The following is a 20,391-nucleotide window of genomic DNA, read 5'->3' as shown; positions in this document are numbered from 1 at the left end:
CTTATGGAACTAAAGCCATCACCCAATGCATTTTAAAAAGATCCGCTAAAAGCTAAATAGATAATTTCAATAGATAACTAGCCAATATCATGTCTCAATAGATAACTCCTAAATGGAAGGATATACGACATTTATGTCACATATGAACGAATTATCAAAATAGCTGCGGGGATACAAGAGATGAGCAAATCAATACCTCATACTGAGTTATGTGATCTCTTGAATGAGTGTGATAATATAGCAACAAAGGCAACTATACGTTATTTGAAGATACATAATTTAACTTATTTGAAAGATCGTTTGATTTATGAATATTCTGCAGATTTTGGAGTAATCAGACCGCTTCGGGACGTTTGGATAAAATTATTGGATTTTGATTCTTTTAAATTTGTGGAATTTTATGAAGGTATTTACCGTTTTCGTAAAGTTCCACGCTATGAGGACATCTATATAACGGCTCTTATATCGATAGCATCTGGAATTATTGCAAATGCATTTTGCGAAACATACAAAGCTTGGCGAAGAAAAAACAAAATAAATGAAAAAACGCATGAGAAATTCTCAAACTCTAGCGGTATACTTTTTGAATATCTGACCAAAATTTATGCTATAAGAGAGGCACATTTTCATAGTAAAATCTCATATGAAAAGTTTAATGAAATCAAAGATTTTTTGAGGAGAGAAATCATTATAGGCGAAGTAAAAGAATCAGATACTAACACTGAAAAAGAATTTACAGATTTGTGGAACAAATTTGTCCAAAATCACTCATTACAACCATTAGACCAGTCAATCGATGAGATAAAAGATATAGTTAAATCAGAGTATGAAAGTCAAAGTAATTCTCCCCTTTATCAGAGAAAAAGTAAATCTTATCCAGCGAATGGAATCCTCCTGCATGCAACCGCAGCATCTCCCGGTGTTGTTTATGGTATGATAAAAATTATCAATTCTATTGAGGATTTAGATAAAACTCTTGACGGAGATATTGGGGTACTTAAGTATGCCACACCAGAAATGATTCCCTGCATTAAACGATGTATCGGGATCATAGGACTACAGGAATGTGGGGGCTTTACAGGACATTTGGCGATAGTAAGCAGGTCGTTAGGTATTCCTTGCGTAGTTTGTTGTGACTACAATAAATTTGCTGATGGTCAAATTGTTTGTTTAGATGGTAATAAAGGGGATATTCAAATTATATTAAACATTGAAGAAATTAAAAAATTCTTCAATGAGTATATACCCCCCCTTAATCGGCGTATTTCGCCTAACTAATTATATATAAACCCACTCATAGGGGGTTCTTATCATTGTTCTACTATCCAATCATCGACTTGGGTTGATGTTCTTTTTTACTTTCTGAACCACAAATGACCTCTTCATCAAGATTAAAAAATACCCGACAATAATTAAGATACTACTGCAATTAAAATCCATTATAACAACCATAAAATATATATGCTCTTTGGTTGATTATTATATAGAGGGATGGGGCTAGCCTTGCATATAAAAGATATCGATCTCAGGAATTTTAAGTCTTTTGGAAAAAGGGTGAAGATTTCCTTTTTCGATGATTTCACGACCATATCTGGGCCCAATGGCAGCGGAAAGTCGAACATCATCGATGCCATCCTTTTCGTACTGGGTTTATCCTCTTCCAAAATGATGAGGGCTGAAAGGCTGACAGACCTCATATACAATGTTAACGGGAAAAACCCAGACCATGCGGAAGTGACCATCAATTTTGATAATGCTGACAGGGAATTCCCCCTCGACCAGGATGTGGTCAAAGTAAAGAGGAGGATTCAGCGGACCGAAGCAGGCTATTACAGCAACTATTATCTTAACGACAGGCCGTGCAGCCTAAGCGAGCTTCGGACATATCTCTCCAAGTCCAAGATATTCCCGGAAGGTTATAATGTGGTCGTGCAAGGGGACATCACCAGGACCATTAGCATGAGCCCCACAGAGCGGAGAAAGGTCATAGATGAGATCGCAGGTGTCGCAGAATTCGATGAGAAAAAAGAGCGATCCTTAAAAGAGCTTGAAACCGTTAGAGAGCGCATAGATCACGCTGAGATCCTCCTCTCTGAGGTGAACTCCAGACTGGAGCAATTGTCTGGTGAAAGGGAGCAGGCACTCAAATATCAAGCGCTTCGGAACGAAAAACATCGCTATGAAGCTTTCACTCTACTGGCAAAAAGGGAAAGCGTTAGCGGAAAGCTGAAAAAAGTCATCAAAGAGCTGCAAATCCAAAATTCGAGGAAAGACGGCTTGGTAGGCGAGATAACTGGTATCCGAGCTAGGATATCGGAGCTGGAGGAAAAATTAGGCACTTTAAACGAACAAATCCTGATGAAAGGGGAGGACGAACAGATCAAGATAAAAGAGGGTATCATGGACCTCCAGGGCAAGATCGCTTTCTGCAAGAATGCCATCGAATTTTCCCAAAACGAAATAGAAGAGCTTGAGAAGGAGCGAAGGGGAACGTTCATCGAGATAGATAGGACGCAACACAAGATAGAAGGGCTGACAGCCCAAGCGGGAGAAGAGGAGGTCCGAAAGGGGAGCTTGCTCGCAGAGATGAGCGATAGAAAAGAAGCATTATCCATAATTCAGGCTAAAATCGCAAAGGTGGATGCAAAATTTGCCGGCACACGCGATAGCCTCGTAGAGTTCAAAAAGCAGATAGAACAAAAGAGGGATGATAAAAACGAATTGCTCCGAGCGAAGGATCGATTGCTCGATGAGATGAGGCGAAATGATGCCGAGGTGAGCAGGGCCGAGAGAGAGATATCGAACGCCAGGGAGCGCATTTATCAAGCTGAGAGCGAAATTAGGCAAATCCACGAAGAGCTCAGAGAGCTTGAAAAGGAGCTTAAAAAGAAGTCAGATTACAAAAAAGATCTGGAAGGCAAAAAATTCGATCTGAAAAGAGAATTGAGCGAAGCAGAAAACAAATTATGGAATCTCCAGCAGGAATATGCCAAGATAGAAGCGAGAGTAAAAGCGGCAGAAGAGACGAGATATTACCATGCGGTTGAAAGAATTTTAAGCGCGAAAAAAGATCGCATGCTGTCAGGCATCTATGGAACGATCGCTGAACTGGGCAAAGTCGACGAAAAATATGCGTTAGCATTGGAGATCGCAGCTGGGAGCAGAATGCAGTGCATAGTCGTCAGCACGGATGAAGATGCCACGCGTGCTATCGAGTTTTTGAAGGCGGATGGTTCGGGCCGAGCGACCTTCCTGCCGCTGAACAAAATGCAAAAACCCAGGCTGCTGGAAGAGGTCAAAGAAAAAGGCGTAATCGATTATGCGATAAATCTTGTGGAATACGACCCCCAATTCAATGCAGCATTCAGCTATGTTTTTGGAGATACGCTCGTGGTTAGCGATCTGGATGCAGCAAGAGAACTGATGCCCAGAAGGATGGTGACAATTGAGGGGGATTTGATCGAAAAGAGCGGTGCGATGACCGGCGGCACGGCTCCGAAATCGAGGTTCAAGTTCGTTGCAACAGAGGAGGACAAGCTAAGAGAGCTGGCGGAACAGATAACCATCTATGAATCTAAGCGGCAAAAATGCATTGAGGACATGGATGCCATCGAAAGCCAAATATCCTCCACCATCAGGGGCACAACAGACATAGATACCGAAATCGCTGGAAAGAAAAGGATGTTGGCGGATCGAGAGGAGTTAAAAGATCGATATAACGAATTAATCAAGATAAAAGAGGATGAAATAGGGAGCATATCCACAGCGAGAAAAAGATTGGGAGATGAGATAGCATCTATAGAGCTTTCGATCGCGGAAGCTGATGACAAAATTTCCGCTCTTGGAAGCGAAATCGAAGGGCTGGAAGCTGAACTCGCGGGATCAGAGATACCATCGCTAGCAAATGAGTCCGATAGAATGGAGTCTGAGATCAGACGGTTGGAGGACAGGGCACGTGAGATAGATGTCAGAATGAATGCGCTGCACATAGAAAGGGACTTCTGTGCATCAAGAGTAGAGGAGCACAAGGAGAGGCTGGGTTCGCTAGAGGAAAGAAAGGGCCTGCTAAACACCAAGATAAAAGGGAACGGGGACCAAATCGTTGGGCTTGAGAAGGACCTAGAGATCGGGGAAGACAGAAAGAATGAACTGGAAACCGAATTGGCTGATCTGCGTGAAATTAGAGACGAATTATTGAGCGAGCAGGTTAAGGCTGAGACTGAGAAGGGCGATGTCCAGAGGAATATAGATTTGGTGGATGTGAAGATGGGATCTCTCGAAGCCACCAGGGAGGAATTGCAGGTACAGTTCAACGATATAGACAGGGAGATCATTTCCGCAGGAATACAAGATGCAAAAGATATCCCATCGAGCAATTCCATCAAAGAAAAAATTGTGAGCTTGGAAAGCGAGATGGCAGCATTAGAGCCGGTAAACATGCGTGCCATAGAGGAATATGAACAGGTTCAAGATCGTCAGCAGGACCTCCAACAAAAGAGAGATGTGTTGTTCGAGGAGCGAAATGAGCTCCTCAACAGGATAAAGCAATATGAACAGATGAAGAAAGACACATTCATGGAGAATTTTCTGGCAATCAACGCGCACTTTAAGGATGTGTTCGCTCGACTATCGGATGGAGAAGGGGAACTGATACTTGAGAACTGGGAGGATCCATTCGCAGGAGGGTTATCCATCAAGGCTGAGCCGTCTGGTAAGGCAATACATCACATGGAGGCTTTGTCCGGAGGAGAGAAGAGCTTGACTGCACTAGCATTCATTTTAGCGATACAAAAACACAGACCTTCCCCATTCTATGTGTTTGATGAAATCGACATGTATCTGGATGGCTCTAATGCGGAAAGGGTCGCGAAAGTGATAAAGGATGCCTCGAAAGACGGGCAGTTCATAGTCGTGTCACTAAGAAAACCGATGATAGAATCCGCAGATAGAACCATAGGCGTAACGATGCAGGAAGATAATGTCTCCAGCATAACAGGCGTGATGTTGAATTGACGGATAGATAGATGGATGAATAGATAGATAGAGATGGATACGATAGAGCCAGTTGAGATCTTGGTGGAGCTTGCTTCTAAAGGCGAGATCGACCCTTGGAACATCGACATAATAGATGTAACGGATAAGTTTCTCAAAAAATTAGAGGAGCTCAAACAGCTGGATCTCAGAGTATCTGGCAGGACCCTCCTCTACGCTTCAATGCTCTTGCGCATGAAATCAGAAGTACTGGTAGACAAAAAGCAAGAGGAAGAGGAGTTTGAGTGGGAACTATTTGGCTTCCAACCCGAGTACTTTCAGACGGATGAATACCCCTCCTTACACCCGAGGATAAGGAGAGAATCCAAGAGACCTGTGACACTTAGTGAGTTAATAGACGAATTGAAAAAGGCAATGGATCGAAAGGAGCGAAGCAATAAGAGGCGGCTTATAAAAGTGGAGTGCATGCCTACCCCGGAAGATGTGCTCAAGATCGCGCATGAAGAGGATATCGAGGGCATGATACAAACGATAGGGAGCAAGCTGAGTAAAAAATTCCAAAAGCAAGATCGTGTCATGTTCGATGAACTGATTGAAGAGAGGACGCCTTCATGCATCATCCGAACATACGTTCCATTGCTGTTCATGGCAGACAGAAAGCAAATCTGGTTAGAGCAAAAAGAGCTGTTTGGCGATCTGTACGTTAAATGTAGACATGAATGATAAAAAAATTCTGGAGGCAGCCCTTTTCGCTACAGGCAGGGCACTATCTACGGCTGAATTGGCTGAACTTATCGGCCGTTCATCGGGAGAAGTCTCCAGCATAATGCAAGCCCTCATCGAAGAATATAAAGCCCGGGATACTGCGCTTGAGCTGATCAAGATCAATGATAAATATCTGATACAGATCAAGCAGAAATATGCAGAAAGTGTGGAGAAGATAGCACCCAAGGATCTCAGCACACCTGTACTCAGAACACTGTCAGTGATAGCCTACCACCAGCCAATCACACAATCAGATGTCGTTGGCATCAGAGGTAATAAGGCCTATTCCCACATCTCAGAGTTGGAAGAGAGGGGATTGATCGTTAGCACCAAAAAAGGTAGAACGAATGTGATCAGCACCACGGATGCATTCCTGGAGTACTTTGAATTGAACGCAAACTTTCCAGAAACGATCAAAAAGAGGTTTGAAGCTAAAATCTCCTCCCCTTGACCTTCTTCAGATCGAACTCAGCCGTCTTGGCCACATGCATCACCGCAAACGTTCCCGCTTGAATGGGATCTGTCACAACCAGATCCACTGCATCTGGCACGCTCCCAGCCATGTTGAGTGCTATGACTGGAATGCCTGCCTCACGTAACTTCTCAACCTCTTTGGTAATTCTTCCACCCATCAACGAGCCTGCTAAAATGAGTATTTCCGCCCTAGGGAGGCGTGATACAGCTGCTACCGAATCCGCCAAAGAATCCTCCCCCACAAGAGGGATGGTGTCGATGCTTATTCTTTCGCCCCGAATATTGTGTCGATCCGCCTCATTGATAGCACCCATAGCTACTTGTGCGACTTGTGCTCCACCGCCAACGATTATAACGCGGGAGCCGTAGATGTCACTGAAAGATGGCGGTGTGGCAACCTCTAGCACAGAAGCCAATGAATTCAGATCAGAGATGAGTGGAGCCACTTCCTCAACATCGATCTCCATGTATATCAAGGCATTTCCTTTATGCTTGCCCCGTTCGATGATAAACAACTGAACATACTTGATATTGCCATTGTGCTTGGCTACAGTGCCGGATACGTCTCTTAATACGCCAGGTTCATCCTTGCAAATCAGACTGATGACTTCCATATTGACTACCATTATTTATCATTCACTACCATTATCACTTAACCTTATAAATGTTTGACGAGAATAATTTTTCTCCGGAGATTGGATGCATTTTGGCTTAAGACAATAAAAATTTTTCACAGGTAGGCGAAGAAAAATATATTTCAGCTAGTGTACGCAAAATTTATAGGCGGTAACAAGCATTCATTATAATTAGAGGCCCGTGAGATTTGCTGTAATCGGAAGAATGCTGATCACCCTAAAAAGCAGAACAAACATAGAATTAAATGAGTTAGTGGAGCTGGAGCATGACCCAATTAAGGATCGATTGGTGGAATCAGAAGAAACACAAAACTCTTATTAGGATATAAGGAAGAAAGATACCTTGGTTAAATAGAAGCTGGATATTAACTGTATGTCAAAAAAGGAGAATCGAAAATATGCTATCAAAAATACCCATAAACCTTGAAAGAGCGAAAAAAGAAGACTTGGATAAAGAGATATTAAGAGCTGGAGTAATAGCAGAACTAGATGCCATAAATCTCTATGAACAAATGGCAGCTATGACCGAGAACAAAAACATCAAGAAAGTCCTTTTGGACGTAGCAAGAGAGGAAAAGGAACATGTGGGGGAATTCCAAACGTTGCTATTAAAAGATGATGAAGAGCAATTAGAGGCCTTGGAAGAGGGCAGGAAAGAAGTTGAGGAGCTAACAGAATAAAATAAAAGAGGGAAATTCACTCAGGGAACAAAAGCAAATTTGTATTCTGTGTAAATAAATAGCGTATCTTTAGATTTTTGCACGTTGAAGTATGATAATTACTTAAAATATTTAAAAAAAATTATGTGCTTTATCGCTCCCATAAAATCAATATTACCGGGATTCGAAAGAGAAACGCTTGAATAAGCCAGTATACAAAAAGACGAGCAACCTATTTATTGGCCTTCTTTGCCATCTTCATAAGTTCCTCCGCCCTAGATGGAGTTATGAGTTTTCTTTCCACCAAGTCTTCAATACATTTTGAGGCATACTCACACCAACTGACACATGAAGGGGTTGCATCCCTATGCAACGTTCTCCCACAAGAGGGGCAATCTGCTTCTGTCTCGTCGCTAAAAAACTCCACATCATCCCCACAAGAGGGACATGTTCTCACTATTATATCTGGCCGCAAAACATCCCTAACGCCAGGACATTTCTTAAACATATTGCCTCAATTCCACCCCATTGTTAAACTTAAGACGGTGTTTTCTTTCCGCCCACATACCAACCCTCTTCAGAATATATCAATTCTGAATATAAATAAAGATTTACCAAGGGGTTAAAAGAGTTCAAACATTCAGAAAGGAGTGCAAATGAAAGTTTTCCTGAGACGGATTTCAGCACGTGTATAAAAAATGGAAGGTTTCTTTATATTGGATGATTTATTCCAGCCATGAGTTTCCTCTTTCCAAAGCTTTCCCTATATTCAAGTCTACTCAAAAAATTATGCAGTACAAAGAGCAGAAAACTATAAATACCTCATGTTATGTATACATAACATAATGTTAGAAATAGATAATAAAAAGTTATTGACATCTAATAAAAAGTTGTCATTAACTAACATAAATAAAAAGAGGTGGAAAAATATGAAAGATAAACTCGGAATTTTTGCAGGCATTGGGATAGCATTTGCAGTACTAGTGACGCTGGCCTTTTTCGTAAAATCTGCAGGAAATATCGAATTAAGTGATATAACATCAATAGGGATAGCCTTAACATTGGTAGCTTTTGCGGCCTTTGTATTGTGGGACAGGCTAAAAAATATAAATAAGGGATTGCCTGCTACAGACGAACGGTTGGTGCAAGTCAGTTATAAAGCAGGACACTATGGCTTTATCGCCGCAATTTGGAGTGCAGTTGGTAGCAATCTACTCGCAGGAATCATATGGGACATTGAGCTTGAAGGTCATCATGTTGCAGCAGTTGTGGTACTGGTCTCAGGATTCGTTTTTGTGGCATCCTATCTATACCTCGCAAGAAAGGGGGATACAAAATGAAAACCCGAATAAAGGAATTCAGAGCACGGTACGATTTAACCCAAGAGGATCTTGCCAAAATGGTCGGAGCTCGGAGAGAGACCATCCTCTTCTTGGAAAAAGGAAAGTACAATCCTTCGCTCAAATTAGCCCACGATATTGCTAAAGCCTTAAAAACGACCATTGACGAATTATTCATTTTCGAGGATTGAACCTCCAAAATCAGAATATCTTACACTTCTCACAAATCCCATAAATATTATGGAAAGCCCCACTTAGCCCCCATGAACCTTCGCGAAGCCCAATAGAACAAACCCCTTTTATTTCCTACCAACGCATATTTCGTATCCAAAATATTCGAACAAACCGAAAATGCTCTTGGGCATAGCCAATGCTTCTTTTGAGAACCTCCTGCAATCTGAACTTTTTAGGAGCAGAAAGAGAAACCTGCACCATGCTCTTAAAAAATCTAAAAAATCCGTCTGCCTAACTTCGTCAATCCACTGACTGATAATGCCAACCTTATAAATTCTCGCTACTACCTCACTCAGTCCCTCCAACAATTCTTTCCAGCTACAAGTCGGAAACTCCGCACCCATTATGCGAGATATATATTCGACCAGCTCGGGAGGTGGTACCTTCATCCAAATGCACTCATTAAGCCCGACGTATCCCCCTGACTTTGTAACTCGCATATACTCGCTTGCTGCTCTCTGTTTGTCTTCTACGAATGCATTGACTGACTCGCAAAGGACCGCGTCAAAAATTGCGTCATCGAAGGGGAGATTTTGTGCATCTGCCACCATACATTCAACCCTATGTTCAACCCGCTCTCGTTTCGTCTTTTTGTGAAACCTGTCAACCATCCTTTCAGAAAGATCCATACCCACGACTTTACAACCGTATCTTTTTGCAATGTAGCAAGGAGTTGTCCCAATGCCGCAACCGACAACCAAGACGTATTTGTCTTTACTTATGTGGCATAACTCAATTAGCTCTCTTGTAGCCTTTAAACCCCCCATATGTTTTGTGACGCCCCAATAAGCTTGCAGCTCAAAGTAAGAGGCTCCCGGTGCCGAAATATTTTCTGGTGACAATTGTTTTTTATCCTCCATTTCTTTCACCTCTTCTTTTTTAGAGGGGCCCCCATTATTTATGTGAAAAACAACGATGGTTCAACATCCCCCAAATTTAAAGTCAACCTACCAATAGTATTGTATTACCTCATATCACTTTATCCTTTTTGGACTCGGGATACAAGTGTGATACTGTCATTGCTAGTTTATTATTCTCCTTCTCCAACGCTTAGTCGGAACTTCATGATTTTATCTCAGTTTTTATATGCCCCATATATTGTATAGGGCATGCGGTACATAGTATAAAGTAAAGAAACCGTAGCTGGAATATTGAATATTGTTTAGCATTTTATTAACACGGCATTTGATATTTTTATTTAGTTTGACAGATATTTATTATAATTAATCAATCCCCGTTTCGATTGCAAAGGGGGCCCAGAAAGTGAGATAATTCCATATAAAAGCATAATAAATAGGGATAGCACTAATAACACTCCAGAAGTCTAAGGTGAAAAAAGATGTCTAGTCGACCAGTTCAAAGAATGCTGGCCATCTGCGGCATTGTTGGCCCCATATTATACACCATTATTTTAATGGTCATAGGGCTCCTTCGACCCGGATACAACCATTTAAGGCAACCCATGAGCGAGCTCGGAGAGGTTGGGGGCCCAAATGCCATAATAATGAACACTGCAGGATTTATGTTATTGGGGGCATTGATGATTGCTTTTTCATTAGGATTTCATCGTGGCATAAAAGAAGGTTCAAAGATAGGTCCAGCTTCGATAGCAATGTCAGGCGTTGGCTGGATCGCTGTGGGACTTTTTCACGCAGAGCCGAGCACTGTAAACGTATCGGTCATGCTGCACGTAATGGGCGCCATGCTGGTAGGATTGGGGTTCTCCATCGCACCTTTCGCAATTGCCAGACGATCCAGGAAGGACCAAAGATGGGCGAGTTATCGCCCATACTCCTTGACAACCGGTTTGTTGACGGCAATTCTTGGCTTGGCATTCATCTTCGGCGGGATAGAAGGTTGGATGGGGGCCTTACAAAGAATGGCGGTGGGTGTTCCTTTACTCTGGATGGAGGTCATGGCGATACGGCTACTACGTTTATCTTAGGTATTGGAGGTCTCTTCAGCTTCCTAATTGGTTAAAAATGGATAAGGCTTTACAAAATGAAATCAAAGCCAGAAGATTCTGAACCCCTTCAGATCTCCAACGTATTCCTCCCAAATAACATCGACCTTCTCGACCCGAGCCCTAGGTGAGCCCTCCCTGATTCTCCTGAGCAATTCATCCAGAGCATCCTTATCGCCCTCGGCCAGAACTTCAACCCTGCCATCTCTTAGATTTCTCACCCAACCCCGTATGTCGAGGGATGTCGCCTCTGATTCAACAAAACTCCTAAAGAAAACTCCTTGAACCCTTCCAATGATAAAAGCATGAACCCTTGAGTTCATCGTGCTGCCTTCGCAACCCGCTCTTTCTCACCTTTCCTGCTGATCGAAAAAGACTTCACATCATACTTTGAGGCAGCTATGATCTCAGAGGCAAGGCACTCTTCTATGCTCCTCTTATTTTTGAATGAGGCTCTTTGAGCGCCCTGTACGATGAACATCAAAGCCTGATCCACTCTCCTCTGTGAAGAGGTATCTACGGCTTTTGGAACTGATATTCCGCCATATTTTAAGCGGACGGTCTCTTCCCTGGGGCCCGCATTTTCAATCGCTTTTATGAGGGATTGCATGGGATTTTCCTTGGTTTTAGCGTAGATAATGTCAAATGCGTCCTTAACGATATTATAAGCTTTTGTTTTTTTACCGGTGTTATGCTCACTTCGCATCACCTTGTTGATGAGACGTTCTATGATGGATCTTCTTGATTTACTAAACTGCTGTAAGGCTTTTCCACCCGTGTGAGGCAACAAAATAGAGTTCAGATTGATATACTGCTTAACACCCAGATCATCAATTTTTACATCAGAAAAATCCCATTTGCCAAATATCTTGCTCATCTTATCGGTTTCTCCTTACGCCCTGCCACCATCTCTGGCAATGATACGTTGTTTACAGCGATAACCTTCCACCCAACACCTGGAATATCTCCGTAAGAGCCGCCCATTCTTCCACCTATTCCTTCAACTAGGACTTCGTCATGCTCGTCGATGAAATTGATTGCACCATCGCCTGGACAGAAAGCAGTTAATTGACGTCCGTTTTTGATCAGCTGTATCCTGATGCATTTTCGGATAGCAGAATTGGGTTGTTTTGCCTCTACCCCAACCTTCTCGAGTACGATACCTCTCGCTTGGGGAGCACCCTCTAATGGATCGGCCTTTTGACCCACACGAAGCATCCTTCGAGAATAGGCGCGATCACTCCACCGGTACTTTTGCCTATCCTTCTTTAATTTCCTGACTGCATATAACCCTTTGCTCATTGTATACCTTTTTCAACCTATTCTATGTTATTATTACATCATCTAAGCTATGGTGCCTTTGGGCCAAAATTTTTGCCTTTTGTATGTTTCTCCCATCACGCCCAATTGCAAGCCCTTTGTCCTTAGACACTACTGACACATAAGCTAATCGCTTAGATTCTTTGCTCAATATGTCCACTTTTTTGATCATTGCCGGTTGAAATATGTTCGCAATGAATTCGCAAGCGTCATCTGAGTATTCGACAATTTCGATGTGCTTTCCTATTGATTTTTTTACCCTATTTATGTTACTGCCGTTCTTGCCGATAGCTATGCCCATGTCACCCTTTTTGACCACGAATATGACGCGATCGTTTTCGTCATCAACGATGCAATCTCTTACAGCGGCACCGGTCAAACTCTCAAATAGCGCTATATAACGTATACCTTCCGAGGTTATCTTAACGTTCATCTGAACACCGCCAAGATATCCGATTCCCCAACATCTATCACTGCAAGTGCTGCTACTGCATATGGTTTACCACATGTTGCCCCCAAATCAGCGCTTGTATCAGGATAATCCAATGTTTTAACTTTAGTTTCGATCTCTGCTCTTACATGGGCTGGACAGTTTGAGGCAAGGACCACCAATTTTGCCGTGCCCTTTTTAACAGCTTCTAAGGTCTCATTTGAACCCATGAGGACTTTGCCTGTCTTTACCACGACTTGAAGTGCTCGACCCATATTCATATTCTATCAGCCACCCCTGTAGACAAGTTCAACATCTCCAGTTCCCAGTCGAATCGGCTGCCCAACGATCACATTTTCTGTCACACCGGACAATTCGTCAACATCCCCATGGATTGCGGCATCTAATAAGTGATTTACCGTTACCTCGAAAGCCGCCCGGGATAGAACGGATGCCTTCTCGCCTGCAATACCATGACGACCGATCTGCTTTAATTCGCCATCACAGGTCATCATATCTGCTGCAAGCATGATGTGTCTAACATCAACTTCCAATCCTTGCTCTCGCAATGTTTCCATTGCCTCGGATATGATGGAGTTCCTAGCAGCTTCGATACCCAAGACATCAGCGATTTCATTGATGTTGTTTGTTTTAACCCTAGTAGGATCAACGCCATCGCAATGGAGGATTTTCTTAAGTGCTGAACCTTCCGTATATAGGACATACTCCTCGTCTTCCTTCCTGATCACTATTCTTCTTATGCCTTCAATGCCCTTGAGCGCCGTGCTCCGTATCTTTTCAACTAGTTGCAATAGTTCCCGGTAGGATGGTTGTTCTGGATGGATTATGAGCCTAAGTCCCTCTAAGCGCACATCTACGTCTATTTTATCTCTGGTTCTTTGAGCGATCTCTTCCGAGGTGATACTCCGCTGGGATAGTGTCTTCTCGTTTAGATCGATAACTATTTGCATTTCTGCCAGATCAATTGAAAGATCGCCCAAGTCAAGCAGTGAGGTCGCCTCAATCTCCCATGCCAACTTTCTGACCTCGTCCCTATCACGTTTTATTTCATCCTTTAATCGAATCGTCATCATCGGAGTGCTTGGTACCCTTCTGGCATCTAAAATCTCAATCAGCCTAGGCAGCCCAAGTGTAATGCTGATCTCGGCGACGCCAGCATAATGGAAAGTACGCATCGTCATCTGCGTGCCAGGTTCACCTATTGATTGCGCTGCTACGATACCAACCGCCTCACATGGCTCGACCTTTGCTCTTTCGTATGCATCCACGGTCATTTGTAAGATTTCGTCCAACTGGGCTTCTGTGAGTTTTATCGTTTTCAGGTCACGCTGAAGCTCATCAATTATGCTAGGAGGGAGTTGAAGTCCTCTAAGCCTTGAATCGATTATCTCTTGAGATACCTCAGTCTCAATGGGTTTACTTATCTTCTTTAGTATAGACTTAGCATTTGTAGGAGTGATACCGGCTTCTACGAGGTCCTCAACAGATGCCTTTTTTAATTTACTTAGAGTGAATCCTGCGCCACAGAGCGTTTGCGCCATCTTAGAGCTGATACCTCTCTTCACTAAAGCTTCGGTGGTATCTTTCTTAGACAGTTTTATCCCTCCACAACTTCGCCGGTGACGTTCTGTATTATCCTACGCACATTCACGGACTTTCCGTAGTCGCTCTTAGAGGGGTCTACTCCGTCATCCCCATAAACGAATTGCACTATTTGCCCCCTTGTCTCTCGGACAGTTCCGTCGTATTTAACCTCTAGATCCTGTAAAGCATTGATAAGTCTTCTTTGGAGATAACCGGACTGAGATGTTCGGACTGCCGTGTCAACAAGACCTTCCCTACCACCCATCGCATGGAAAAAGAATTCTATCGGGCTAAGCCCTTTTTTGTAACTGGATTTTACAAAACCATGAGCATCAGCACCTAGATCTCCTGTACAAAAGTGCGGGAGGGTTCTCTCCATGTATCCCCTCTGGATTCGCTCACCTCTGACAGATTGCTGACCCACACATGCAGCCATTTGCGTTAAATTAAGCATACTGCCTCTAGCTCCTGAAATCGCCATAACTACCGCCGAATTGTCCACACCAAGGTGATAACCCGCGATATCGCCTGCCTGGTTTCTTGCCTTTCCAAGCTCCTGCATGATCTTCAACTCCACCGTTTCGTCTATTGTCCTGCCAGGCAATGGATCAAGATCTCCTGCCTCATATGCCTCGATCAACCGCTTTACCCTATCTTCAGCATTCAGGATGATATCATGAATCTGCTCCTGCGCATCACTTGGAATATCTTCGTCATCAATGCCAAAGCTAAAGCCGATGCGTGTGATCATCCGGATGGATAAACGGGTAACATTATCCAAGAACTTTCCTGCCTCAATAGCGCCATACTCCTTAATTAGTCTATCCAGAATTTTACCTGCAAAAGCACCTATGCCGATCTCATCGACTGTTCCACATAATAGATTTCCATCTCGGATCACAACGTATGCGTCCTTCTTGCATTCTTCTCTCTTGCAAACCTCACAGTTATCACACATCTTTGACTTATAGGTTAAGTTAAGTCCCCTTGGAAGGAGCTGAGAGAATATCTGCTTGCCAGTCCAGTATGGTTTGCCGCCCTCATAACCAGCAGGGTCCGGGAAGTCTATGAAGTCTGATTTTTTCAGCAACTCTAATGCGTTATGCTTATCAAAAGTAACATTGCCGCGTGTTAATAAGAACATGCCAGATATGTGGTCATGTATCCCCCCAATGATGGGCCCACCAAATCTAGGAGACAAGATGTTTTCTTCCACTTTCATCAGGATTTTCGCTTCCGCCCTAGCCTCCTCAGTCTGCAGAACGTGCAAGTTCATCTCATCCCCATCGAAATCTGCGTTGTAAGGAGGACAAACGGCCGGGTTTATTCTGAAGGTCTGATAAGGCATGACCTTAACTTTATGCGCCATTATGCTCATCCTGTGTAAAGAGGGTTGACGGTTAAACAGAACCAGATCCCCGTCTTTTAGTTGCCTGTCGATCTTACATCCTGGCACAAGCATTTCTGACAGTTCAGCCCTGTTCTCATCTATGACTTTAACTCTTCGCCCATCGAGACGTCGAACATAATTGGCGCCGGGATAATTATTTGGACCCCCAAGAACATACTTCTTGCATTCCTCCAAGTTACGAGAGTTCACGTTCATCGGAATCGTCAGCTCTTTTGCAATCTGAATAGGAACACCTATCTCACTAATGCTGAGATTTGGATCCGGAGATATAACCGTCCGGGCTGAAAAATTGACTCTCTTACCAGAAAGACTGCCCCTAAACCGCCCTTCTTTGCCCTTTAGCCGCTGAGACAAAGACTTCAGTGGCCTCCCAGAACGATGTCGAGCTGGAGGGACACCTGAAACCTCATTGTCCAAGAAAGTCGTCACATGGTACTGGAGCAACTCCCACAGGTCCTCTATTATCAGCTGAGGGGCCCCGGCTTCCCTATTTTCCTGAAATCGCTGATTGATACGGATGATATCAACCAATTTATGTGTCAGATCGTCTTCAGAACGCTGCCCACTCTCCAAGGTAATTGAGGGACGTGTAGTAACTGGAGGGACTGGCAATACTCTGAGTATCATCCATTCTGGTCTGGCATTTTTGGGGTCCATCCCAAAAACCTCGATGTCCTCATCAGGGATGCGCTCAAATCGATCGCGTATATCTGCCGGCATTAATTTATGCCCATCTTCCACGTAACTCGTTGGCTGCTCAAACTTAATATCCATTTGAGTTTCCCCGCAATACGGGCAGGAGCTTGCCTTAATCGCATCTTTGAACACATTCTTTACAGTTTCATCATAGGGTTGACCCAACTTGTTCAAAAGCTTGATTTGATCAAGATAACTTTTCTTAACGTTTTCTTCTAGCAACAGACGACCGCACTTTCTGCACGTCGCCCGCAATATTTTGCGAACTAATTTAGCGAATCCGACATGAACGACCGGAGCTACCAGCTCAATACGGCAAAAGTGCCCGGGGCATTCACCTGGGCGCCCACCGCAAGTTCTGCATCTTAGTCCGGGATCTATAACCCCTAAGCGAGGGTCCATCAATCCCATTTCAATAGGATAACCGTCATCATCATAGGTATCTGCTGTAATGATTTTCGTGACACCCATCTTTCGGATTTCCTGAGGGGAAAGAAGACCGAATTTGATCTTTTTAATTCTCTTCGTACTTGCCATTATACCGCATCCTCCAACTCTAACCTGGGGGCAATTCCGAGAGATTTCATCTCATCAAGCAATAATTTGAATGCATAACTCATCTCTATGGGGTATATATCTGTATCGGCACCACAATTCTGACAATAGGATGCTTTTCGACGCTTATCATAGGTAGCGACCATGCCACAGTGACTGCACACTAACTCGACTACTTTATCTGACTCATCGAGTAATCTTTCCTTTAAAGCCATTGCTGCACCATGCCCAATAAGGACATCTCTCTCCATCTCACCAAATCTGAGACCGCCTTCTCTGGCTCTTCCCTCGGTGGGCTGCCTGGTAAGAACTTGTACAGGCCCCCTCGAGCGGGCGTGCAGTTTGCTTGCAACCATGTGATATAACTTCTGGTACAGAATCACTCCAACAAACACATCAGCTTGTATAGGCTCTCCCGTGATTCCATCATACATGACTTCCTTCCCTGTATGAGATAAACCAAATTGCTTTAGCGCAGAGCGTAAGTCATCCTCAGTTTCACCAGAGAAAGCAGTGGCGTCGATGCGCCTTCCCTCCAAAGAGCCCACCTTACCTCCGATCATCTCAAGCACGTGCCCAATGGTCATTCTCGAGGGGATAGCATGCGGATTGATTATCAAATCTGGAACTACACCCTGCTCTGTAAACGGCATGTCCTCCTGAGATGCGATGAGGCCTATGACTCCTTTTTGCCCGTGCCTGGATGCAAATTTATCTCCTAACTCAGGAATCATTTGGTTCCTGATCTTGACCTTTGCCAATCGTGAGCCATTCTCGGTCTCAGTTAAAATAACGGTATCCACAACTCCTCTTTCATTGGATCTCATGGTGATAGATGCATCTCTCCTCTTCTGCGGACTCAGACCAAGCTCAGTCGGCTCCTCTAAGAACCTAGAAGGACTGGTCTTCCCTATTAGAGCATGGTTCGGATGGACCATGATTTCCGGATCGACCAAACCATCTTCATCTAAGTGAGCGTAAACCTCGCTTCCCCTAGCCCCTCGAATTTCAGGGTCGGGGACTTCAAATTTATCCTCCTGACCACCAGGATAACGCCGCTCTTCACCTTCATATGTTCTAAAGAAATGACTTCTCCCCAACCCTCTCTCTATAGAGCCTTTGTTGATGATGAGTGCATCCTCAACATTATATCCCTCATAGGATAGTACTGCCACAACGAAGTTCTGACCAGCAAGCCTCTCATCGAAACCGAGGGCATCTGATGTTTGAGTTTTAACGATCGCAAGCTGAGGGTAATGCAGCATATATGCCCTTGTGTCCGGCCTGAGCTTCATGTTCGCTGCAGGCATACCAAGTGACTGTTTAACCATGCCAGCGCCAATGGTATTACGTGGCGAGGCATTGTGCTCTGGATACGGGATCATTCCCGCGCATATCCCCAAAATCAGGGAGGGATCTATCTCCAGATGAGTGTGCTCTGCAGTAAGTTCTTCCTCGCTTATAGCGATCAAAGTATTTTCTTCTTCCTCAGGGTCAAGATATTCTATTAAGCCTTGCATAACCAAGTCATCAAATGTCATCGTGCCATCTTTCAGCAATTGAATGTGATCCTCGGTTACCAATGGTCTGCCCTCCTCGATGACTATTAGAGGGCGCCTGGCCCGACCAATGTCTGAACTTATGATAACCTCATGGGTTCTATCATGATATGTAACGTTTACTTGATTGGATATGGTGCCCTGCCTTCTTTTTGCTCTGATTTCCTTTACCAATGCGGTTGGATCACTGTGTGTCCCAACCAGGTTCCCATTTACAAATACTCTGGCCCCATGATCACTGCTTATGGGTTGCAATCCAAGTTTAGATAGAGTTGCTTTAAAATCGTCCTCCACACCAGTTGACAGTTCCACCAGCTGAGCAAAGTTCTTGACCAAGCCGCAGTTAGGACCCTCAGGCGTCTCTGAAGGACAAATCCTGCCCCACTGTGTCGGATGCAAATCACGAGCTTCAAAGTGGGGTTGTGCCCTTGATAAGGGGGATATAACACGACGTAGATGGGACAACATAGCCATGTAATCCGTTCTATCAAGCAACTGAGAGACCCCTGTGCGACCACCAACCCAGTTGCCCGTAGCTAGGGGATGCATCAAACGTTCCGTCAGAACATCCGCCCTTACCACGGTTAAAATGCGAAGTTCCCGATTTCTCATATTTGCCCGCTCAATCTGGTATTTAATGTCCCTGGTGAGACGACTAAATGAAACGCGGAATAAGTCCTCCATTAAGTCTCCGGCAAGTTTCAGCCGTTTGTTAGAGTAGTGATCCTTGTCATCCACCCCCCGGCGTCCAAGAGTTAATTCAAAGCACGATTCCGCCATTCGACCAAGGAAATGTGCTTTTGCAAGCCTACTCCCTGCATCATTGCCCAAATGGGGGAGCAAATACCTATCGATGACATAATTAGCTCGCTTTTGCTGGTATTCTCTGGCCTGACCTGCTGCAACTCGTTTTCCGAGTTTTTCCATAGCTTCTTCCACGCTGTCGATTTCTGCTTCCTCCAGGTTCTCCAGCATGAATTTCACAATTTCTGGATCTCCTGAAACAGCATTCACTATCTCCTGGTCTGTCTCTAAACCAAGCGATCTCATTAAGGTGACAAAATTAATTCGGCCCGAGATGGATGGGAAGGATACCCCAAGGATGGAGTCGCGCCCTCGCTCTACGATAACTAAGGCACGATACCCTCTTCGTTGAGAGAAAACCTTTGCAACCTCTATTTTATCGCCGTAGCGTTCATCAAATTCGACGAGAATTTTGTTTGGTGCCAGGTCCTCCAAAGTCATCAACACGCGTTCGGTACCATTGATGATAAAGTAACCACCGGGATCCTGAGGGTCTTCGCCCACCATTATCATTTGTTCCTGTGTGAGCCCATTCAGATTACAATTTTTTGACCCCAACATTATCGGAAGCTCACCAATTTCTGCCTCGGCCTCTTCCGCATCCTCTAGCTCCCCGATCTCATAATAGTTCTTAACTATAGACATTTTCAGATAGATGGGTGCTGCATAGGTAAGATTTCTAAGTCTCGCTTCTGTTGGAAATAACTTCTCATAGGAGCCGTCTGCTTCTCTGACTTTTGGCGTTCCAACCCTGATCTTGCCGATCTTGACATATACCCTATATTTGCCCCTGCTGTCGACTTCCTCAATGTCAGTTTCGATTATATCTTGCTCACCCATAATTTTCTGGAGACCGTTATCGACAAAATCGTTAAAAGAATCTATATGGTGCTGAGCAATTTTTTTATTGGTAAAATAGGCTTTGGATAAAACTCTTCGATCTAACATC

The 20,391-nt window shown here is 43.9% G+C and carries 20 protein-coding genes; 9 read left to right on the top strand and 11 right to left on the bottom strand.

Annotated features, from left to right (window positions below; translation table 11 throughout):
• The first annotated feature begins 180 nt into the window (after window positions 1–180).
• The 4 genes from PHI74_05395 to scpB all read left to right on the top strand — a co-directional run bounded on the left by PHI74_05395 (window position 181) and on the right by scpB (window position 6,208).
• Window positions 181–1,278 (top strand): PEP-utilizing enzyme, encoded by a 1,098-nt coding sequence (locus PHI74_05395; protein ID MDD5485437.1) that lies wholly within the window; start codon window positions 181–183, stop codon window positions 1,276–1,278.
• Between the two features lie 213 nt (window positions 1,279–1,491).
• Window positions 1,492–5,013, top strand: coding sequence for a chromosome segregation protein SMC (smc, locus tag PHI74_05390; protein ID MDD5485436.1), 3,522 nt, complete (start codon window positions 1,492–1,494; stop codon window positions 5,011–5,013).
• 33 nt (window positions 5,014–5,046) lie between these two features.
• The gene (locus PHI74_05385) at window positions 5,047–5,715 is read left to right on the top strand and encodes a ScpA family protein (GenBank protein ID MDD5485435.1); all 669 of its coding nucleotides are present in this window, start codon (window positions 5,047–5,049) and stop codon (window positions 5,713–5,715) included.
• On the top strand, window positions 5,708–6,208 hold the full coding sequence (gene scpB / locus PHI74_05380; protein ID MDD5485434.1) for an SMC-Scp complex subunit ScpB: 501 nt from the start codon (window positions 5,708–5,710) through the stop codon (window positions 6,206–6,208). Before PHI74_05385 ends, scpB begins: the two co-directional genes overlap by 8 nt.
• On the opposite strand, the gene PHI74_05375 is transcribed toward scpB, so the two are convergent.
• On the bottom strand, window positions 6,189–6,857 hold the full coding sequence (locus PHI74_05375; GenBank protein MDD5485433.1) for a DUF5612 domain-containing protein: 669 nt from the start codon (window positions 6,855–6,857) through the stop codon (window positions 6,189–6,191). The two genes, scpB and PHI74_05375, sit on opposite strands and share 20 nt — an antisense overlap.
• A 190-nt stretch (window positions 6,858–7,047) precedes the next feature.
• On the opposite strand from PHI74_05375, the gene PHI74_05370 reads away from it, so the two are divergent.
• Both PHI74_05370 and PHI74_05365 read left to right on the top strand, forming a co-directional pair.
• Window positions 7,048–7,188 carry a hypothetical protein gene (locus PHI74_05370; protein ID MDD5485432.1) on the top strand — a complete coding sequence of 47 codons (141 nt, stop codon included), beginning with the start codon at window positions 7,048–7,050 and terminating at the stop codon, window positions 7,186–7,188.
• 76 nt (window positions 7,189–7,264) lie between these two features.
• Window positions 7,265–7,546, top strand: coding sequence for a ferritin family protein (locus PHI74_05365; protein MDD5485431.1), 282 nt, complete (start codon window positions 7,265–7,267; stop codon window positions 7,544–7,546).
• 211 nt (window positions 7,547–7,757) lie between these two features.
• Here the strand turns inward: PHI74_05365 and PHI74_05360 are convergent, their stop codons facing one another.
• Window positions 7,758–8,033, bottom strand: coding sequence for a hypothetical protein (locus PHI74_05360; GenBank protein ID MDD5485430.1), 276 nt, complete (start codon window positions 8,031–8,033; stop codon window positions 7,758–7,760).
• 337 nt (window positions 8,034–8,370) lie between these two features.
• Here PHI74_05360 and PHI74_05355 point away from each other — a divergent pair, with 337 nt between their 5' ends.
• Together PHI74_05355 and PHI74_05350 are read left to right on the top strand one after the other, a co-directional pair.
• On the top strand, window positions 8,371–8,865 hold the full coding sequence (locus PHI74_05355) for a hypothetical protein (GenBank protein ID MDD5485429.1): 495 nt from the start codon (window positions 8,371–8,373) through the stop codon (window positions 8,863–8,865).
• Window positions 8,862–9,056, top strand: coding sequence for a helix-turn-helix transcriptional regulator (locus PHI74_05350; GenBank protein ID MDD5485428.1), 195 nt, complete (start codon window positions 8,862–8,864; stop codon window positions 9,054–9,056). Before PHI74_05355 ends, PHI74_05350 begins: the two co-directional genes overlap by 4 nt.
• A gap of 108 nt (window positions 9,057–9,164) precedes the next feature.
• On the opposite strand, the gene PHI74_05345 is transcribed toward PHI74_05350, so the two are convergent.
• The gene (locus PHI74_05345; protein MDD5485427.1) at window positions 9,165–9,959 is read right to left on the bottom strand and encodes a class I SAM-dependent methyltransferase; all 795 of its coding nucleotides are present in this window, start codon (window positions 9,957–9,959) and stop codon (window positions 9,165–9,167) included.
• 479 nt (window positions 9,960–10,438) lie between these two features.
• On the opposite strand from PHI74_05345, the gene PHI74_05340 reads away from it, so the two are divergent.
• On the top strand, window positions 10,439–11,044 hold the full coding sequence (locus PHI74_05340) for a DUF998 domain-containing protein (protein MDD5485426.1): 606 nt from the start codon (window positions 10,439–10,441) through the stop codon (window positions 11,042–11,044).
• Between the two features lie 62 nt (window positions 11,045–11,106).
• On the opposite strand, the gene PHI74_05335 is transcribed toward PHI74_05340, so the two are convergent.
• Genes PHI74_05335 through PHI74_05300 form a run of 8 tightly spaced genes read right to left on the bottom strand, consistent with a single transcriptional unit; the run spans window position 11,107 to window position 20,390 of the window.
• The gene (locus PHI74_05335; GenBank protein ID MDD5485425.1) at window positions 11,107–11,385 is read right to left on the bottom strand and encodes an acylphosphatase; all 279 of its coding nucleotides are present in this window, start codon (window positions 11,383–11,385) and stop codon (window positions 11,107–11,109) included.
• Window positions 11,382–11,939 (bottom strand): 30S ribosomal protein S7, encoded by a 558-nt coding sequence (locus PHI74_05330; protein ID MDD5485424.1) that lies wholly within the window; start codon window positions 11,937–11,939, stop codon window positions 11,382–11,384. The genes PHI74_05335 and PHI74_05330 overlap by 4 nt, the downstream gene beginning before the upstream one ends.
• The gene (locus PHI74_05325; GenBank protein ID MDD5485423.1) at window positions 11,936–12,364 is read right to left on the bottom strand and encodes a 30S ribosomal protein S12; all 429 of its coding nucleotides are present in this window, start codon (window positions 12,362–12,364) and stop codon (window positions 11,936–11,938) included. The genes PHI74_05330 and PHI74_05325 overlap by 4 nt, the downstream gene beginning before the upstream one ends.
• A 22-nt stretch (window positions 12,365–12,386) precedes the next feature.
• The gene (locus PHI74_05320; GenBank protein ID MDD5485422.1) at window positions 12,387–12,815 is read right to left on the bottom strand and encodes a NusA-like transcription termination signal-binding factor; all 429 of its coding nucleotides are present in this window, start codon (window positions 12,813–12,815) and stop codon (window positions 12,387–12,389) included.
• Entirely contained in the window at window positions 12,812–13,093 is a 282-nt protein-coding gene (locus PHI74_05315) for a 50S ribosomal protein L30e (protein MDD5485421.1), read from the bottom strand. Before PHI74_05315 ends, PHI74_05320 begins: the two co-directional genes overlap by 4 nt.
• Window positions 13,094–13,099: 6 nt before the next feature.
• Complete coding sequence (gene rpoA2, locus PHI74_05310) at window positions 13,100–14,374, bottom strand: DNA-directed RNA polymerase subunit A'' (GenBank protein MDD5485420.1); 1,275 nt, start codon at window positions 14,372–14,374, stop codon at window positions 13,100–13,102.
• A gap of 56 nt (window positions 14,375–14,430) precedes the next feature.
• Window positions 14,431–17,061, bottom strand: a complete 2,631-nt coding sequence (locus PHI74_05305) for a DNA-directed RNA polymerase subunit A' (GenBank protein MDD5485419.1) — start codon at window positions 17,059–17,061, stop codon at window positions 14,431–14,433.
• Window positions 17,061–20,390: a DNA-directed RNA polymerase subunit B gene (locus PHI74_05300; GenBank protein ID MDD5485418.1), complete on the bottom strand. Its 3,330-nt coding sequence runs from the start codon at window positions 20,388–20,390 to the stop codon at window positions 17,061–17,063. The genes PHI74_05305 and PHI74_05300 overlap by 1 nt, the downstream gene beginning before the upstream one ends.
• Between the last annotated feature and the right edge of the window lies 1 nt (window position 20,391).

The organism is Methanocellales archaeon (assembly GCA_028715985.1).
In the GTDB taxonomy this organism is placed as follows: Archaea; Halobacteriota; UBA148; order UBA148; family UBA148; genus UBA148.
This window is presented reverse-complemented; position numbering and strand designations above follow the sequence as displayed.

Bases quoted from the DNA above. Each gene is read 5' to 3' on its own strand.
- PHI74_05395 (MDD5485437.1), top strand. From the start codon at position 181: ATGAGCAAATCAATACCTCATACTGAGTTATGTGATCTCTTGAATGAG.
- smc (MDD5485436.1), top strand. From the start codon at position 1,492: ATGGGGCTAGCCTTGCATATAAAAGATATCGATCTCAGGAATTTTAAG.
- PHI74_05385 (MDD5485435.1), top strand. From the start codon at position 5,047: ATGGATACGATAGAGCCAGTTGAGATCTTGGTGGAGCTTGCTTCTAAA.
- scpB (MDD5485434.1), top strand. From the start codon at position 5,708: ATGAATGATAAAAAAATTCTGGAGGCAGCCCTTTTCGCTACAGGCAGG.
- PHI74_05375 (MDD5485433.1), bottom strand. From the start codon at position 6,857: ATGGTAGTCAATATGGAAGTCATCAGTCTGATTTGCAAGGATGAACCT.
- PHI74_05365 (MDD5485431.1), top strand. From the start codon at position 7,265: ATGCTATCAAAAATACCCATAAACCTTGAAAGAGCGAAAAAAGAAGAC.
- PHI74_05360 (MDD5485430.1), bottom strand. From the start codon at position 8,033: ATGTTTAAGAAATGTCCTGGCGTTAGGGATGTTTTGCGGCCAGATATA.
- PHI74_05355 (MDD5485429.1), top strand. From the start codon at position 8,371: ATGTTAGAAATAGATAATAAAAAGTTATTGACATCTAATAAAAAGTTG.
- PHI74_05350 (MDD5485428.1), top strand. From the start codon at position 8,862: ATGAAAACCCGAATAAAGGAATTCAGAGCACGGTACGATTTAACCCAA.
- PHI74_05345 (MDD5485427.1), bottom strand. From the start codon at position 9,959: ATGGAGGATAAAAAACAATTGTCACCAGAAAATATTTCGGCACCGGGA.
- PHI74_05340 (MDD5485426.1), top strand. From the start codon at position 10,439: ATGTCTAGTCGACCAGTTCAAAGAATGCTGGCCATCTGCGGCATTGTT.
- PHI74_05335 (MDD5485425.1), bottom strand. From the start codon at position 11,385: ATGAACTCAAGGGTTCATGCTTTTATCATTGGAAGGGTTCAAGGAGTT.
- PHI74_05330 (MDD5485424.1), bottom strand. From the start codon at position 11,939: ATGAGCAAGATATTTGGCAAATGGGATTTTTCTGATGTAAAAATTGAT.
- PHI74_05325 (MDD5485423.1), bottom strand. From the start codon at position 12,364: ATGAGCAAAGGGTTATATGCAGTCAGGAAATTAAAGAAGGATAGGCAA.
- PHI74_05320 (MDD5485422.1), bottom strand. From the start codon at position 12,815: ATGAACGTTAAGATAACCTCGGAAGGTATACGTTATATAGCGCTATTT.
- PHI74_05315 (MDD5485421.1), bottom strand. From the start codon at position 13,093: ATGAATATGGGTCGAGCACTTCAAGTCGTGGTAAAGACAGGCAAAGTC.
- rpoA2 (MDD5485420.1), bottom strand. From the start codon at position 14,374: ATGGCGCAAACGCTCTGTGGCGCAGGATTCACTCTAAGTAAATTAAAA.
- PHI74_05305 (MDD5485419.1), bottom strand. From the start codon at position 17,061: ATGGCAAGTACGAAGAGAATTAAAAAGATCAAATTCGGTCTTCTTTCC.
- PHI74_05300 (MDD5485418.1), bottom strand. From the start codon at position 20,390: ATGTTAGATCGAAGAGTTTTATCCAAAGCCTATTTTACCAATAAAAAA.